Here is a 17,189-nt window from a genome sequence, read left to right as displayed (position 1 = left end):
GAACGGATGTCACGGCACTGTGGCAGAACAGCCCGCCCGGATCCCTCTACGACTACATTCGCGTGGCCTCTTTCTCCCTCGGCGCCGACGGGCGCATCGAGCAGTGGAGCGAGCGCGCGGCCGAGCTCTTCGGAATAGCGGCTCGGCACGCCGTCGGCAAGGACCCCCTGGAGATCTTCGCCCCCGCCGGTGCGCGCCCCCGGCCGGGAACGCCCCTGACCGGGGCCCCCTTCCTCGGCGAGGGCGGCCTCGACGGCCGGGAGTGGACCGGCATCGTCCCCTACCAGCGGGGCGAACGGCAGCCGGGCCTCGCCGAGATCTACGTGATGCCCACCGAGAACGACCACGGGGAGCGCGCGGCGCTCTGCGTCGCCGTCGACGTCCGGGCACTGCGGGCCATAGAGACCGACATCGCCGCCTCCGAAGCCGTTTTCGGCCAATCTCCGCTGGGTTTCTTCTTCTTCGGCACGGACCTCACGCTCCTGCGCGTCAACGAGAGCTTCGCCCAGACCTTCGGACGGCCCGCCGCCTGGCACCGCGGCCGCACCCCGCACGACTTCCTGCCGCGCAGCGAGGCCGACCGCCTGACGGCCGCGCTGCGCCAGGTCCTCGACAGCGGAAAACCGGTCTCCGACATCCAGCTCGTGGGGCCCGTGCCGGGGCAGAGCGAGCGTCGTCGCTGGTCGGTGTCCCTGTACCGGCTGCACAGCGGCAGCGGGCGGCCGATCGGCGTGGCCGCCCTCGCCACCGACGTCACCGGGCGGCGCCGCGCGGAGCGGGAAGCGGCGGGCGTCCGCCGCAACCTGGCGCTGCTGAACGAGGCCGGGGCCCGCATCGGCAACTCCCTGGACCTGGAGACCACCGCGCGGGAGCTGCTCGACGTCGCCGTCCCGCAGTTCTGCGACCTCGCCTCCGTCGACCTCTACCAGGGCCTGCTCGCCGGTGACGAGGCGCCGCCCGGGCTCGCCGACGGCAGCGGTGAGCTGCGCCGCGTCGCCTACGCCAGCGCCGTCTCCGGAGCGCCCGTGGACGGCGACGACAAGCCGATCCAGGTCGGCGAGGTGCACCGCTACCCCTTCCACTCGCCGTGCGCGGGTGCCCTGCGCACCGCCCAGGTGCAGGTCGTCCCGCGCCGGGAGCGCGAGGAGGGGCCCGAGCTGGGCGCCGTCGTCCAGTCCACGCTCGCGGTGCCGATGGTCGCCCGGGACACGGTGGTGGGGCTGGCCCAGTTCTCCCGCACCAAGGGCAGCGAGCCCTTCGGCGAGCGCGACACCGCCCTGGCCGTCGAACTGGCCGCGCGGGCGGCGGTCTGCATCGACAACGCCCGGCTCTACCGGCGCGAGCACGAGCGCGCCCTGATCCTCCAGCGCAGCCTGCTGCCCCCCGGCGACCCCGACGCCGCCGGGCTCGACATCGCCTGCCGCTACCTGCCCGCCAACGCGGCCACCGAGGTCGGCGGCGACTGGTTCGACGTCATCGAGCTGCCCGGCCACCGCACGGCCCTCGTCGTCGGCGACGTCATGGGCCGCGGCCTGCGGGCGGCGGTCGCCATGGGCGAACTGCGGACCGCCGTGCGGACCCTGGCCATGCTCGACCTGGAGCCGGCCGAGGTGCTCTCCGCGCTGGACGAGATCGCCCACGGCCTCGGCCGACCCGGCGGCAAGCAGTCCGCGTCGCGCGGGGTCCGGGGCGGGGTGCGGGCCGCCGACCTCTCCGAGGTCTACCTGGCGACCTGCGTCTACGCCGTGTACGACCCCGTCACCCGCCGGTGCACGGTCGCCAACGCCGGTCACCTGCCGCCCGTCCTGGTCGAGGCCGGCGAGCCGGCGATGCTGCTGGACGTGCCGCCCGGGATGCCGCTGGGCGTCGGGGGCGAGCCCTTCGAGGAGACGGTCGTCGACCTGCCGGACGGCGCGCTGTTCGCCCTCTACACCGACGGCCTCGTCGAGTCCCGTGACCACCCCCTCGACGAGGGGCTCCAGGCATTCCGCGACGCCCTCGACGACCCGGCACGGCCCCTGGAGGACGTCTGCGACCACGTCCTGGACGCCCTGGACACCCACCACGGCGAGGACGACATCGCCCTCCTCATGGCCCGGCTGCGGGGCCTGCCGGACGACTGCGTCGGCGACTGGACGCTGCCGCCCGAGCCGCGCTCGGTGGCCCGGGCGCGGGAGATGGCCCGGGAGCAGCTGGTGGCCTGGGGCCTGGAGAGCCTGGTGGACACCACGGAGCTGCTGGTCAGCGAGCTGGTCACCAACGCCCTGCGGTACGGCGAGGGCGAGATCAGGCTCCGGCTGCTCCTGGACCGCACGCTGGTGTGCGAGGTCTGGGACGGCGGCCTGGTCCAGCCGCGCCGCCGCCGGGCCCGCGACACGGACGAGGGCGGCCGGGGCCTGCAGCTGGTCGGCCTGCTCAGCGCGGCCTGGGGCAGCCGGCGGACGCCGTTGGGCAAGACGGTCTGGTTCGAACTGGCCCTCCCGGACGGCGACGCGCCCGCCCCGGATGCGGTGGAGGCACTGATGAGCCTGTACTGACGGCCGGGGCCGGCCGGCTGCCGCCGCCCGCAGCAACCACCGTCGACGTGACCGTCAGCCCAGGGCCCGCCCGGCAGGTCTTCGGCTGCGGGTCTGTCGTTGCCGCCTGCGGCGGCGAGCGCCCTGCGGGCGCGTCCTCAAACGCCGGACGGGCTGATGTGGCTGAGCTCAGCCCACACCAGCCCGTCCGGGGGCACCTCCTGGGGGCACCTCCAGGGGTAACTGCGGGAGCTTGAGGACACCGCCGCGCGGTCAGCGCACCGCCCCCCCCCGCCTCAGCCCGCCAGCCGCCCCCGTGTCGCCCCGCCGCCGAACGTCGCCGGGAGGAGGCCCGCCACGATGATGCCGCCCAGGAGGGCGCCACCCAGGGCCCTGGCCTGGCGGGGGGTCTCCGGGTCGTAGGGGGCCGCATAGTCGGCCACGTCGTGCTCGGCCAGGGCGCGGGCCTGGCGGGCCAGGGAGTCCGCGTGGCCCGTGGCCGCCAGGATCGCCGGGCCCTCCGCCGCCGGCAGGGCGCGGGCCAGTGCCAGGTGGCGCTCGGCCTCGGCCAGCCGGGTGCGGGCCCGGCAGCCGACGGCCCCCCGGTGGGTGCCGATGAAGTCCCGGGCCGCCGCCACCTCGCCCCGCGCGGCCGGCACCGCCCGCTCCACCCGCCGCCGGGCCCGCCGCTCGTCGGCGCGGCCCCCGGCGATGGCGTCGAGCGAGGCCGCCGCGTCCTCCACCCGGCGCAGCACCGCCCGGGGGTCGCACCGTCCGCCCGCCGCCTCCCGCCGGGCCTCGGCCAGGGCCCGCCCGGCGGCCGCCACCCGCTGCTCGTCCCCGGGCCCGGCCGCGTCCCGTGCCGCCGCCAGGCCCGCCTCGGCGTCCGCCAGGGCGGCCCGCAGCCGGGCCGCCGTCCCCGTGAGCTCGTGGGCGCGGCGCAGGGCTGCGGTGGTGAGGGTGCGGGCCTGGGAGAGTGCCCCTTCGGCGGCGCGCAAGGAGATCACTGCGCTGTCGCCGTCGCCTCCGGCGAGGGCGCGGCGGGCCTCGGCCAGGCCGGTGGTGGCGAAGGCGAGACGGTCGCGGGCCTCGTCCGGGTGGCGGGCGACCTGGGCCAGGGCGGTGGCGGCGCAGCAGCCGGCGAGCGCGGCGAGCGCGGCCTCGGCGGTGTCGGCGCGGAGCGTGAGCGAGGCGGCCGCGGCCTCGGCGTGGGCCAGGATGCCGGCCGCGTTGGCTCTGAGCCCCCGCAGCCGGTCGAAGGCCGCGGACTCCGCGTCCAGCCGCCGGTTGGCGCTGGTGCAGTGGGAGCAGATCTCGTCCAGCGTGCGCCGGCGGATGTCCTCGTCCTCGTACGGGCTGTCGTCCAGCTGCTGCCGCAGCCGGAAGGCGTCGTCCAGCTCGCTCCTCGCGTAGGCGACGGCCTCGGCGAAGGGCCGCACCGGTTCCTTGCCCAGCTGGGCCGTGGCGAAGAGCAGTTCCTCGGCGCTGGTGCGGACCGCGTCGTCCGTCTCGACGAGGGTCCGGGCGGCTTCCGCGTCCAGCTCGGGCAGGGGCGTGAGCGGCTGCGCCATCCGGGCGAGGCCGGGCGGTGTCGTGGTGGCGACGACGGGCCGCCGCCGGGCCGCCCGGCGGCCGGCGGCCCGGCGCGCGTAGAGGTACAGGCCGGTCAGGCAGGCCAGCACGGCCACGGCGACCGGCAGCCAGATCCGCCGGTGGCCCGGTACGAGCCCGTCGGCACCGGGGTCCCTGTCACCGGGCGAGATGGCGGGGGGCCGGACGGGCTCGCCCCGCAGGACGGCCCCGTAGCCGTCGGCGGCGCCGATGGCCGCGCCCGCCCAGTCGTGCTGGGCGACCGCGGGTGCGATGGCGGTGGTGGCGACGTCCTTGAGCTGGGCGGCGCGGAACCCGGAGTCCTTGGCGGCGGAGACCGCGTACTGCTGCCGGTGCGTGGCGATGGCGAGCAGGACGTCCCGCGGCCCGAGGCCGTTGCGGTCCGCGGTGGCGTTGGCCCAGTCGCGCCCGGCACGGCCGGAGAAGTCCCGGACGTAGGTGACGTAGAGCTGGAGGTGGTGGCCGGCGTGGAGCCGCTCGAGGGCGACGGCCACCTGGTGCCGCCGCTGCCCGAGCGCGCCCACGGTGTCGGTGATCCGGCCTCCGGTGTCCAGATCGAGGGGGGTGTCGGCGCGGGCCCGGTGGGCCGGGAGCAGCAGGACGCACACGGCGACGAGCGCGGCGGCCCCGCCGAGCGGGGCCCTGACCATGGCCCAGCCCGGCGCCCCCGGCCCGTACCGCCTCGCAAGCTGCGTCACATTTGGGAGCGTATGGCGGTAGTGCCCGACTCGCTACCGGGGGCTCGGGGGCATATACGGACCGTGTTCGCGCTCCGCTACGCCCCCCGGCGGCGGATTTTGCTGCCGAGCCAGACCAGCGGGTCGTACTTGCGGTCGGCGGCCCGCTCCTTGAGGGGGATCAGCGCATTGTCGGTGATCTTGATGCCTTCCGGGCAGACCTCCGTGCAGCACTTGGTGATGTTGCAGTAGCCCAGGCCGTGCTCGTCCTGCGCCGTCCGCTTGCGGTCGAGGCCCGCTCCCTCGGCGGCGTCCAGCGGGTGCATGTCCAGCTCGGCGACGCGCATGAGGAAGCGGGGGCCGGCGAAGGCGGGCTTGTTCTCCTCGTGATCACGTACCACGTGGCAGGTGTCCTGACACAGGAAGCACTCGATGCACTTGCGGAACTCCTGGGAGCGGTTCACGTCCTCCTGCCGCATCCGGTACTCGCCCGCCGCCACCCCGGGCGGCGGCACGAACGCCGGGACCTCCCGGGCCTTGGCGTAGTTGAAGGACACGTCCGTCACCAGGTCCCGGACCACGGGGAAGGCCCGCATCGGGGTGACCGTCACCGTCGCCGCGGGGTCGAAGACCGACATCCGGGTCATGCACATCAGCCGCGGCCTGCCGTTGATCTCCGCGCTGCAGGAGCCGCACTTGCCGGCCTTGCAGTTCCACCGCACGGCGAGGTCGGCGGCCTCGGTGGCCTGCAGGCGGTGGATGACGTCGAGGACGACTTCGCCCTCGTTGACGGCGACGGTGTAGTCGACCAGGCCGCCGCCGTCCGCGTCGCCCCGCCATACCTTGAAGTGGGCGTCGTAGCTCACGTCGTCAGCTCCTCGTCGGTCAAGTACTTCACCAGCTCGTCCTTCTCGAAGAGCGCCAGCAGGTCGTGGCGGATCGGCGGCATCGCGCGCCGCTCCACCCTGATCCGGCCCAGCGCCGGATCCGCCACGGCCGGCCCGGTGCTCTCCTCCGCCAGCCGGCAGACGAGATTGAGCTGCCGCCACTGCCGGTCCATCCCCGGGTGGTCGTCCCGCGTGTGCCCGCCCCGGCTCTCCGTGCGCTCCAGGGCCGCCCGCGCCACGCACTCGCTGACCAGCAGCATGTTCCGCAGGTCGATGGCCAGGTGCCAGCCGGGGTTGAACTGGCGGTGCCCCTCCACCCCCGCCCGCCGGGACCGGCCGCGCAGCGCGGACAGCCGCCGCAGGGCCTCCTCCATCTCGGGGCCCTTGCGGATGATGCCCACCAGGTCGTTCATGGACTGCTGGAGCTCCTGGTGGAGCGCGTACGGGTTCTCGGCCGGCCCCCGGGAGACGGCCGGGTCGCCGCCCTCGACGCCGAACGGGCGCAGTGCCTCCGCCTCGGCCGCCGCGAGGTCGGCCTCCGCGACGAGGGGCCGGGTGCCGCCCTCGGCGGCGACGCCGGCCGCGTACCGGGCCGCGTACAGGCCGGCCCGCCGGCCGAAGACGAGCAGGTCGGAGAGGGAATTGCCGCCCAGCCGGTTGGAGCCGTGCATCCCGCCGGCGACCTCGCCGGCCGCGAAGAGGCCGGGCACCCCGACGGCCGCGGCCGTGTCCGGGTCGACGTCCACGCCGCCCATCACGTAGTGGCAGGTGGGGCCGACCTCCATCGGCTCGGCGGTGATGTCCACGTCCGCCAGCTCCTTGAACTGGTGGTACATGGAGGGGAGCCGGCGGCGGACCTCCTCGGCGGGCAGCCGGCTGGAGATGTCCAGGAACACCCCGCCGTGCGGACTGCCGCGGCCCGCCTTGACCTCGGAGTTGATCGCGCGGGCCACTTCGTCGCGCGGCAGCAGCTCGGGCGGCCGGCGGTTGTGGTCCGGGTCCTTGTACCAGCGGTCACCCTCCGCCTCGGACTCCGCGTACTTCTCCTTGAAGACGTCCGGGACGTAGTCGAACATGAACCGCTTGCCGTCGCTGTTGCGCAGCACCCCGCCGTCGCCGCGGACGGACTCGGTGACCAGGATGCCCTTGACGGACGGCGGCCAGACCATGCCCGTGGGGTGGAACTGCACGAACTCCATATTGATCAGCGACGCCCCCGCCAGCAGCGCGAGCGCGTGCCCGTCCCCGGTGTACTCCCAGGAGTTCGACGTCACCTTGAACGACTTGCCGATGCCTCCGGTGGCCAGCACCACGGCCGGGGCGTCGAAGGCGAAGAACCGGCCGGACTCGCGCTCGTAGCCGAAGACACCCGAGATCCGCCCGCCCGCGCCGCCGTCCGTGGCCGTCTTCAGCAGCCGGGTGACCGTGAACTCCTGGAAGACCTTCAGCCGGGCCTCGTGGTCGCCGAACTCGCGGTGGTCCTCCTGCTGGAGGGAGACGATCTTCTGCTGGAGGGTGCGGATCAGCTCCAGCCCCGTGCGGTCGCCGACATGCGCCAGCCGGGGGTACTCGTGCCCGCCGAAGTTGCGCTGCGAGATCCGCCCGTCGGCCGTGCGGTCGAAGAGCGCGCCCCAGGTCTCCAGCTCCCAGACCCGGTCCGGGGCCTCCCGGGCGTGCAGCTCCGCCATCCGCCACTGGTTGAGGAACTTGCCGCCCCGCATGGTGTCGCGGAAGTGGACCTGCCAGTTGTCACCCTCGTTGACGTTGCCCATGCTGGCGGCGATGCCGCCCTCGGCCATGACCGTATGGGCCTTGCCGAACAGCGATTTGCAGATCACGGCGCAGCGCAGGCCCTGCTCCCGGGCCTCGATGGCGGCCCGCAGCCCCGCACCGCCGGCACCGATCACGACCACGTCCCACGCCTGTCGGGCCGTGTGCGACATAGGGAATGCCCCTCTCCTAGAAAAAGCGCGGATCGTCGAAGGCGCCACTGGCGACCAGATAGACATAGAAGTCGGCCACCGCGACGCTGATCAGCGACGCCCAGGCGAGCAGCATGTGACGGGCGTTGAGCGCGCTGACCCAGCCCCACATGCGGTAGCGCACCGGATGCTTGGAGAAGGTGCGGATCCGGCCGCCGACGATATGGCGACAGGAGTGACAGGAGAGGGTGTACGCCCAGATCAGGGCGATGTTGACGAGGAAGACCAGGGTGCCCAGACCCATGTGGCCCCACGCGCCGTTCTCGTCGCGGAAGCCCAGGACCGCGTCGTACGTCAGGATCCCGGCGACGATCACCGCGAAGTAGAAGAAGTACCGGTGGATGTTCTGCAGGACCAGCGGGAAGCGGGTCTCGCCGGTGTACTTCTTGTGCGGCTCGGCGACCGCGCAGGCCGGGGGCGAGGCCCAGAAGCCCCGGTAGTACGCCTTGCGGTAGTAGTAGCAGGTCAGCCGGAAGCCCAGCGGGAAGATCAGGATCAGCAGCGCGGGGGACAGCCCCCACCAGGAGCCGAAGAGCTCCCAGTCCGCGCCGTCGCGCATCGGGACGCAGTTCTCCGCGAGGCAGGGCGAGTAGAACGGCGAGACGTACGGGGCGGCGTAGTAGTCGGCGTTGGCGAAGGCCCGCCAGGTCGAGTAGACGACGAAGGCGAACAGTCCGGCGGCGGTGACGGCCGGCGACAGCCACCAGCGGTCGGCGCGCAGGTGCCGGACGGGGATCGCGGCGCGCGAGGGGTGGTGGACGCCTCGCGCGGCCCCGGCTTCGGGGTCGGCGGTGGCTTCGGGGTCGGTACCAGTGGCCAAGGGGGACTCCGGAGGAGGAGTGAGAGGGGAGTCGGAGGGGCGTCGGAAGGGGGGCGCCTGGCTGCCGCGCTGCCCGGGGCCCTCAGGGAGCGCGGCGGTCGCAGGCGCCGAGCCCCTCCTCGTCGGCGCCCTTCCACAGCGAGGCGTCGTAAGGGGCGTCGGGGATCCGCACCACCTCCGGGCGGGGCCGCTCCACGGGGTGCGCGTCACGCAGCAGGGTGACGCTCTCGCGCAGATGAGCGGCGTCGGTGCGGATCCGGCGCAGCTCCAGATCCCGGTCGCCCAGGTGCGACTCGAGGCGGCCGAGTGCCCGGCCCAGCTCGTCCAGACAGCGCTGAACTGCCGTCACTTCGTCGTTCAGGGACATGGTTCTGCCCTCACTTCCGCGGTCGGCGGTTGCGGGTGGCGCTGATGCGACTGAGAGTGTCGCGCGTCACACCCCTCCGGGGGAAGATAGCGATCGTCCATTCGCGGGAGGGCGACCGGCGCGCGCCGGAGGCTGCTGAAACGTTCGTCCACGTGGGTGGGATGGGTTCCCCCGGCGCCGTGTCGGCGCGCCTTCGTCACTCCGGTCGCATCTACTGCTCGGCAGTAGATGCGATTTGCGGCGCATTACGCCGAACGAACGTTCCGGCAGCCAGCCCAGTCCGGCGGAGGTACACCCATGGCTCCTCATCCGACGCGCACGCGGTCCCCCCGGCGCCGCTCCGCCGCCCTGCTCGCCGCGGGTGTCCTGCTGCCGCTGCCCCTCCTCGCCGGCTGCGGCCTGGGCGGCGGGGACGAGGCCGGGGGCAGCGCCGCACCGCCGGACATCGCCGCCGCCCCCCGCGCCGCGGTCGCCGACAAGGGCACCCTGCGCTGGGCGGTGGACGCCCTGCCCGCCACCTTGAACACCTTCCAGGCCGACGCCGACGCCGCCACCCAGCGGGTCGCCGGGGCCGTCCTGCCCACCCTCTTCACCCAGGACGAACGCGGCCGCCCGCAGCGCGACGCCGACTACCTGAGCGCCGCCGAGGTCGTCCAGCGCCAGCCGCGGCAGGTCGTCCTCTACAAGCTCAACCCCCGGGCCGTCTGGAGCGACGGCAGCGCCCTGACGGCCGCCGACTTCCAGGCCCAGTGGAACGCCCTGCGCGGCCGGGACAGCGCCTACTGGACGGCCCGCAACGCCGGCTACGACCGGATCGACCGCGTCGAGCAGGGCGCGAACGCCCAGGAGGTCAAGGTCACCTTCGCCAAGTCCTTCGCGGACTGGCCCTCGCTCTTCACCCCGCTGTACCCGAAATCCGTCATGGGCAGCCCGGACGGCTTCAACGACGGCGCCCGCAACGAGCTGAAGCTCTCCGCCGGGCCCTTCCGCGTCGGGGCGCGCGACAACGGGGAGGGCACCCTGACGCTCGTCCGCGACCCGAAGTGGTGGGGTGAGCGGGCCAAGCTCGACCAGCTCGTGCTGCGGGCGGTGCCCCGGGAGGAGCGGGCCGCCGCCCTGGCCGGCGGCGAGCTCGACCTCGCCGACGTCACCCCGGCCGTGGCGGAGCGCATCACGGCGGCGAACAAGCCGGTGAAGAAGCAGACGGCGGACAAGGCGCAGAAGAGGGAAGGGGAGCGGACGGCCGCCCCGAAGCAGCCGGCCCCCGACCCCGCCCTGCGCGGCCTGGCCGTCCGCAGATCCCTGGAGCCCGCCTACACCCACCTCGCCCTCAACGGCGCCTCCGGCCCCCTGGCGGACGAACGCGTCCGCCGCGCCGTGGCCCGGGCCATCGACCGCGAGGACCTCGCCGCGGCCGTGCTGAAGCCGCTGGGCCTGCCGGCCGAGCCGCTCGGCAGCCACCTCTTCATGGCCGGCCAGCCCGGCTACGAGGACAACAGCGACGCCATCGGCGGCCCGGACGCCAAGGCGGCCCGGGCACTGCTCGCGGACGCGGGCTGGCGGGAGAAGGGGCCGGGACGCGGCGCCACCACCAGGAACCCGGCGCCGGCCAAGGCGGCCGGGGCCGATCAGAAGGCCGACAGCGGGGGCAAGGCGGCCCTCGCCCCGGTGCGGATGAAGGACGGCAAGCAGCTGACGCTGCGGTTCGTCCTGCCGGAGGGCTCCGGGGCCGAGCCCCTGCGGGCCGTGGGCGAGCGCATCGCCCGCCGCCTCGACACCGTCGGCATCCACACGGAGATCAGCAAGGTCGCCGACGCCGGCTTCTTCAAGGACCACATCGCCGCCGGCGCCTTCGACCTCGCCCTCTACTCCTGGCCCGCCACCGCCTTCCCGGCCGCCGACGCCCGGCCCGTCTTCGCCAAGCCCCAGCCCGCCGCCGACGGCTCGCTGCTGGTGGAGCAGAACTACACCCGGGTGGGCACCGACCAGATCGACCAGCTCTTCGAGCAGGCGTCCACGGAGCTGGACGCCGACGTTTCCCGCGATCTCGTCGGGCGGGCGGACGCCCGGATCTGGGCGGCGGCCGGTTCGATCCCGCTCTACCAGCGCCCCGAGCTGGTGGCGGTCCGGGCCACGGTGGTCAACGCCGGGGCCTTCGGGATGGCCTCACCCCGCTATCAGGACCTGGGCTTCCGGAAGTAATCGCAGGTCAGAGCCGGTGCGAGCAGCCTGGGGCGGCCGAAGTCGGCGTTGCCCCGTACCATGGACAGTGGCCGCGGCGTGATCTGCCCGGCGGGCGCGCGTGCCGGACCGTACGCGCCGCCACCCACGATTCCGGGAGAAGCGCCGCTAGTATGCCCACCCGCCACGACATTCGTAACGTCGCCATCGTCGCCCACGTCGACCACGGCAAGACGACCATCGTCGACGCCATGCTCAAGCAGGCCGGCGCCTTCGCCGCGCACGCCGCCGAGTCCCTCGACGACCGCATGATGGACAGCAACGACCTGGAGCGTGAGAAGGGCATCACGATCCTGGCCAAGAACACCGCGGTCAAGTACCACCCGAAGGACGGTGGTGACCCGATCACGATCAACATCATCGACACCCCCGGCCACGCCGACTTCGGTGGCGAGGTCGAGCGCGGTCTGTCGATGGTGGACGCGGTCGTGCTGCTCGTCGACGCCTCCGAGGGCCCGCTGCCGCAGACCCGCTTCGTGCTGCGCAAGGCCCTCGCCAAGCGGCTGCCGGTCATCCTGTGCATCAACAAGACCGACCGCCCGGACTCCCGCATCGACGAGGTCGTCAACGAGACGTACGACCTCTTCCTCGACCTGGACGCCGACGAGGACCAGATCGAGTTCCCGATCGTCTACGCCTGCGGCCGTGACGGCATCGCCTCGCTGACCAAGCCGGAGGACGGCACCGTCCCCGCGGACAGCACCAACCTGGAGCCGTTCTTCTCCACCATCCTGGAGCACGTCCCGGCCCCGACGTTCGAGGACGACGCGCCGCTCCAGGCCCACGTCACCAACCTCGACGCCGACAACTTCCTCGGCCGCATCGCGCTGCTCCGCGTCGAGCAGGGCGAGCTGCGCAAGGGCCAGACCGTCGCGTGGATCAAGCGTGACGGCACGGTCTCCAACGTCCGCATCACCGAGCTGATGATGACGGAGGCCCTCACCCGCAAGCCCGCCGAGGTGGCCGGCCCGGGTGACATCTGCGCCGTCGCCGGTATTCCCGACATCATGATCGGCGAGACCCTGGCCGACCCGGAGAACCCGATCGCGCTGCCGCTGATCACGGTCGACGAGCCGGCGATCTCCATGACCATCGGCACCAACACCTCGCCGCTGGTCGGCCGCGGCGGCACGGGCAAGGGCGCGGAGGCCAAGTCCGCGGTCAAGGACCGCAAGGTCACCGCCCGCCAGGTCAAGGACCGCCTGGACCGCGAGCTGATCGGCAACGTCTCGCTGCGCGTCCTGGACACCGAGCGCCCCGACGCCTGGGAGGTGCAGGGCCGCGGTGAGCTGGCGCTGGCCATCCTGGTCGAGCAGATGCGCCGCGAGGGCTTCGAGATGACCATCGGCAAGCCGCAGGTCGTCACCAAGCAGGTCGACGGCAAGACCTACGAGCCGGTCGAGCGCCTCACGGTGGACGTGCCCGAGGAGCACATGGGCGCGGTCACGCAGCTCATGGGCACCCGCAAGGGCCGGATGGACAACATGTCCAACCACGGCTCCGGCTGGGTCCGCATGGAGTTCGTCGTCCCGTCCCGCGGCCTCATCGGCTTCCGCACGGAGTTCCTGACGAACACCCGCGGCACCGGCATCGCCCACTCCATCCACGAGGGCCACGAGCCGTGGTTCGGCGAGCTGAAGACCCGTAACAACGGCTCCCTGGTCGCCGACCGCGCCGGTGCCGTCACCGCCTTCGCGATGACGAACCTCCAGGAGCGCGGCGTGCTCTTCACCGACCCGGGCACCGAGGTGTACGAGGGCATGATCGTCGGCGAGAACTCCCGCGCCGACGACATGGACGTCAACATCACCAAGGAGAAGAAGCTCACCAACATGCGCTCCTCCTCCGCCGACTCCTTCGAGGCGATCGTCCCGCCGCGCAAGCTGTCGCTGGAGCAGTCCCTGGAGTTCTGCCGCGACGACGAGTGCGTCGAGGTGACCCCGGAGGCCGTCCGCATCCGCAAGGTCGTCCTGGACCAGAAGGAGCGCGGCCGCACGGCTTCCCGCGCGAAGCGCTGACGGTCTGACGGGAGCCCGCCCGCGGGCTCCGCACCGCCGGCCGAGGCCCGGTATCGCCACTTTCCCCGTGGCGGTGCCGGGCCTCTGGCATGCTCGGACCGGGACGCCCCCGGGACCTGTCGCGGGCAGCGGATTATCCGTCAACTTAGCCTGCCCTTCGTCCGCATAACGGACGGACAGATCCTGTTGTTGTGTTAACAGTCCGTTTCGCGGGTGTCTGTCTGTGCTCACTTTGTCCGGATTTCGGACAGGTGCCGGAGATCGATGTGACCAAAGCGAGACCCTTTAAGTGTGGTTTACAAGCCGGACGTACTTAATAGTTGGGTTCATTGAGCTCGGGTCAATGGGTCACGCGCTGTGGGGAGCGCCGACTCACGAGCACACTCGAGGTGCCGGTTCCGTCTCCGCTGTCAGGGGTGTCAGCGTGGGGCCGGCGCCTCATCTTGTAGTGATACGTGGACTCCTGAGGAGGCATACCCATGCGCGGTGCCAAGAGCGCTACCTGGGTCGCGGGTGCAATTGTCGTTGCTCTGACTGCAACGGCCTGCGGTGGCGGTGGAAGTGACAGTGACGACGACAACGCGGCTGTCAATCCCGACGGCACCTATACGTACTACAACGTCGAACCGCAGAACCCGCTCATCCCGAGCAACACCAATGAAATCGGTGGCGGGTACATCGTCAAGAACCTCTTCCGCAGCCTCGTGGACTTCGACGAGAAGTCGAAGCTGCGGATGGTCGCGGCCGAGAGCATCGAGACCACCGACAACCAGCACTTCAAGGTCAAGCTGAAGCCGGGCTGGAAGTTCCACAACGGCGAGCCGCAGACGTCCGCGTCCTTCGTCGACGCGTGGAACTGGGCGGCCAACGCCAAGAACGCCCAGCTGAACGCCTCCTGGTTCGAGCCCATCAAGGGCTACGAGGAGATCCACCCGGAGAAGGGCGACCCGAAGGCCGACAAGCTCGAGGGCCTGAAGATCGTCAGCGACCTCGAGTTCACGATCGACCTGAAGAAGCCGGTCTCCACCTTCAAGGAGCAGCTCTTCTACGACGTGTTCTCCCCGCTCCCCAAGGCGTTCTACAAGGACCCCAAGGCGTTCGGCGAGCACCCGATCGGCAACGGGCCGTACCAGCAGGACGGCGACTGGCAGCACAAGGTCGAGTTCAAGACCAAGAAGTTCGCCGACTACAAGGGTGACGACAAGCCGAAGAACGGCGGCGTCATCTTCAAGTTCTACAACAAGGACGACGCGGCCTACAACGACCTCGTCTCCGACAAGCTCGACATCATGTACCAGGTCCCCAACTCCATGGCGGGCCAGTTCAAGAACGACCTCGGCAAGCGCGCCATCAGCCAGATGTTCGGCGGCAACACCAACATCGCCTTCCCGCTGTACGAGGCCGAGTGGGCCAAGCCGGAGAAGGTGAAGGTCCGTCAGGGCCTGTCCATGGCGATCGACCGCGAGACCATCGCGAAGACCGCGCTCAAGGGCAGCAAGGACGCGGCCGACGGGTACACCCCGAAGGTCGTCGAGGGCTACCAGGCGGGCGCCTGCGGCGAGTTCTGCAAGTTCGACCCGGCCAAGGCCAAGGAGCTGATCAAGGCCGGCGGCGGTGTCCCCGGTAACAAGATCACCCTCATGTACAACGCCGACGGCGCCAACAAGGAGTGGGCGGACGCGGTCTGCAACGACATTCGCCAGAACGGCGGCGTCGAGTGCGTGACCGACCCGAAGCCGACCTTCCAGCAGGCGCGCACGGACATCACCGAGCGCCGTCTGAAGAGCGCTTTCCGCATGGCCTGGGTCCAGGACTTCCCGAACATCCAGAACTTCATCTCCGCGCAGTACCGGACCAAGGCCGGTGCCAACGACATGGAGTTCAGTGACAAGGCCATCGACGAGCTGATGGACAAGGCCGACGCCTCCAAGACCATCGAGGAGTCGAACAAGCTCTACGCCGAGGCCGAGAAGAAGATCCTCACCGAGCACATGCCCTCCATCCCGCTGTTCTTCGACCACACGCTCGCCGGCTACTCCAAGAAGGTGCAGAACGTGAAGTTCGACTCCTTCCGCCAGGCGATCTGGACAGACGTCGAGGTCAAGAAGTAACCGGGACACGCTTGCAGTGACGCAGGCCCGGTGGCCGCCTTCCCCCACGAGGACACGGAGGCGGCCGCCGGGCCCCGTCGGCGACAGGAGGAACCATGGGGCGCTTTGTCGCGAGGCGACTGCTCCAGATGATCCCGGTGTTCATCGGGACCACTTTGCTGATTTTCTTGATGGTCTACTCGCTTCCGGGCGACCCCATCAAATCGCTGTTCGGCCCGAAGGCGGCCGACCCGGCGACGGTCGCGAGACTGCGCCACGAGTACGGCCTCGACAAGTCACTGCTCGAGCAGTACTGGAACTACATCTCCGGCCTTTTCCAGGGCGACTTCGGGCAGAGCTTCACCGGCCGGCCCGTGGCCGACCTGATGGCCGAGGCCTTCCCGGTGACCATCCGGCTGGCCCTCCTCGCGTTCGGTTTCGAGGTGGTCGTGGGCATCGCCCTCGGCGTCCTCACGGGCCTGAAGCGGGGCAAGTTCCTGGACCAGTTCGTGCTGGTGCTGACCCTGGTCGTGGTCTCCATCCCGGTGTTCGTCATCGGCTTCATCACCCAGTTCCTGCTGGGCATGAAGTGGAAGGTCATCACACCGACCGTCCAGGACAGCGAGGACCTGGGCCAGTTGATGATCCCGGCCATCGTGCTCGCCGCGCTCTCCCTGGCCTACGTCACCCGGCTGACGCGCACCACCGTGAGCGAGAACCGCCGGGCCGACTACATGCGGACCGCCGTGGCCAAGGGCCTGCCGAAGCGCCGGGTGATCGGCGTGCACCTGATGCGCAACTCCCTCATCCCCGTCGTCACGTTCCTCGGCACCGACCTCGGCATGCTCATGGGCGGCGCCATCGTCACCGAGGGCATCTTCAACATCCAGGGTGTGGGCAACACGCTCTTCCGGTCCATCCAGACCAGCGAAGGCCCCACCGTGGTCGGCATCGTGACCGTGCTCGTGCTCGTCTACCTCGTGAGCAGCCTGGTCGTCGATCTGCTGTACGCCGTCCTGGACCCGAGGATCCGTTATGCCTGAGAAGACGCTGCCTCACGAGACCACCACGCCCGAAGCGGTGAGCACCGCCCTCAAGAGCGGCGACGGCAGCAAGCCCCGCAGCCTGGGCCAGGACGCCTGGCGCGAGCTGCGCTCCAGCTGGCTGTTCTGGACGTCCGGCGTGCTGCTGGTCCTCCTCGTCCTCATGGCGGTCTTCCCGACGCTGTTCACCGGTGTGGACCCGCGCGAGGCCGACCTGCGCGGCCACTACCTCAGCCCCCCGAACTGGTCCCACGTCTTCGAGAAGGACTGGTTCGGCTACAACGGGCAGGGCCAGAGCGTCTACGCGCGTACGGTCCACGGAGCCCGGGCCTCGATCACCGTCGGTGTCTGCGTCACCCTCGCGGTCACCCTCTTCGGCGGCCTCCTGGGCATGCTCGCGGGCTACTTCGGCGGCTGGATCGACACCCTGCTCTCCCGCCTCACGGACATCTTCTTCGGCATCCCGCTGCTGCTCGGTGGTCTGACGCTGCTTCAGGCGTTCACCCACCGCACGGTGTGGACGGTGACGCTCGGTCTGGCCACCTTCGGCTGGATGCAGATCGCGCGCGTCATGCGCGGTGCCGTCATCACGCAGAAGGAGGCGGACTTCGTGACGGCCGCCCGGGCGCTGGGCGCGGGCACGGGCCGGATCCTGTTCCGGCACATCCTCCCGAACGTCATCGGCCCGGTGATCGTGGTCGCCACCATCGCGCTCGGCGGCTACATCTCCACCGAGGCGACCCTGTCCTACCTCGGCATCGGCCTCCAGGACCCGGTGGTCTCCTGGGGCGTGGACATCGCCGCCGGCCAGTCGCAGCTGCGTGACGCCCCCCATGTCCTGCTGATCCCGGCGGGCTTCCTGAGCCTCACCGTGCTCGCGTTCATCCTGCTCGGCGACGCGGTGCGCGACGCCCTCGACCCCAAGCTGCGCTGAGGG

General features: G+C 71.5%; 11 protein-coding genes. 6 read left to right on the top strand and 5 right to left on the bottom strand.

Annotated features, from left to right (window positions below; translation table 11 throughout):
• The first annotated feature begins 17 nt into the window (after window positions 1-17).
• Window positions 18-2,537: a SpoIIE family protein phosphatase gene (locus tag ABZ951_RS22305; RefSeq protein WP_344095560.1), complete on the top strand. Its 2,520-nt coding sequence runs from the start codon at window positions 18-20 to the stop codon at window positions 2,535-2,537.
• Window positions 2,538-2,812: 275 nt separating this feature from the next.
• On the opposite strand, the gene ABZ951_RS22300 is transcribed toward ABZ951_RS22305, so the two are convergent.
• From ABZ951_RS22300 to ABZ951_RS22280, 5 genes are all read right to left on the bottom strand, one after another.
• The gene (locus ABZ951_RS22300) at window positions 2,813-4,825 is read right to left on the bottom strand and encodes a TPM domain-containing protein (protein WP_361280521.1); all 2,013 of its coding nucleotides are present in this window, start codon (window positions 4,823-4,825) and stop codon (window positions 2,813-2,815) included.
• A 77-nt stretch (window positions 4,826-4,902) separates the two neighbouring features.
• Window positions 4,903-5,670 (bottom strand): succinate dehydrogenase/fumarate reductase iron-sulfur subunit, encoded by a 768-nt coding sequence (locus ABZ951_RS22295; protein ID WP_344094716.1) that lies wholly within the window; start codon window positions 5,668-5,670, stop codon window positions 4,903-4,905.
• Window positions 5,667-7,634 (bottom strand): fumarate reductase/succinate dehydrogenase flavoprotein subunit, encoded by a 1,968-nt coding sequence (locus ABZ951_RS22290; protein ID WP_344094718.1) that lies wholly within the window; start codon window positions 7,632-7,634, stop codon window positions 5,667-5,669. The genes ABZ951_RS22295 and ABZ951_RS22290 overlap by 4 nt, the downstream gene beginning before the upstream one ends.
• A 16-nt stretch (window positions 7,635-7,650) precedes the next feature.
• Entirely contained in the window at window positions 7,651-8,493 is an 843-nt protein-coding gene (locus ABZ951_RS22285) for a hypothetical protein (RefSeq protein WP_344094720.1), read from the bottom strand.
• A gap of 82 nt (window positions 8,494-8,575) precedes the next feature.
• Window positions 8,576-8,860, bottom strand: coding sequence for a hypothetical protein (locus ABZ951_RS22280; RefSeq protein WP_344094722.1), 285 nt, complete (start codon window positions 8,858-8,860; stop codon window positions 8,576-8,578).
• A gap of 297 nt (window positions 8,861-9,157) precedes the next feature.
• Here ABZ951_RS22280 and ABZ951_RS22275 point away from each other — a divergent pair, with 297 nt between their 5' ends.
• The 5 genes from ABZ951_RS22275 (at window position 9,158) to ABZ951_RS22255 (ending at window position 17,186) form a co-directional block, all read left to right on the top strand.
• Complete coding sequence (locus tag ABZ951_RS22275) at window positions 9,158-11,062, top strand: ABC transporter family substrate-binding protein (protein WP_344094724.1); 1,905 nt, start codon at window positions 9,158-9,160, stop codon at window positions 11,060-11,062.
• A gap of 152 nt (window positions 11,063-11,214) precedes the next feature.
• The gene (gene typA, locus ABZ951_RS22270) at window positions 11,215-13,119 is read left to right on the top strand and encodes a translational GTPase TypA (protein WP_344094726.1); all 1,905 of its coding nucleotides are present in this window, start codon (window positions 11,215-11,217) and stop codon (window positions 13,117-13,119) included.
• A gap of 479 nt (window positions 13,120-13,598) precedes the next feature.
• A complete protein-coding gene (locus ABZ951_RS22265; RefSeq protein ID WP_344094728.1) occupies window positions 13,599-15,230 on the top strand; it encodes an ABC transporter substrate-binding protein in 1,632 nt (543 codons plus the stop codon).
• A 95-nt stretch (window positions 15,231-15,325) separates the two neighbouring features.
• Window positions 15,326-16,252, top strand: a complete 927-nt coding sequence (locus ABZ951_RS22260; protein WP_344094730.1) for an ABC transporter permease — start codon at window positions 15,326-15,328, stop codon at window positions 16,250-16,252.
• Entirely contained in the window at window positions 16,245-17,186 is a 942-nt protein-coding gene (locus ABZ951_RS22255; RefSeq protein ID WP_344094732.1) for an ABC transporter permease, read from the top strand. The genes ABZ951_RS22260 and ABZ951_RS22255 overlap by 8 nt, the downstream gene beginning before the upstream one ends.
• The last annotated feature ends 3 nt before the right edge of the window (window positions 17,187-17,189 follow it).

It is taken from the genome of Streptomyces sp. NPDC046215 (assembly GCF_040646215.1).
GTDB classification, from domain to species: Bacteria; Actinomycetota; Actinomycetes; order Streptomycetales; family Streptomycetaceae; genus Streptomyces; species Streptomyces stramineus.
This window is presented reverse-complemented; position numbering and strand designations above follow the sequence as displayed.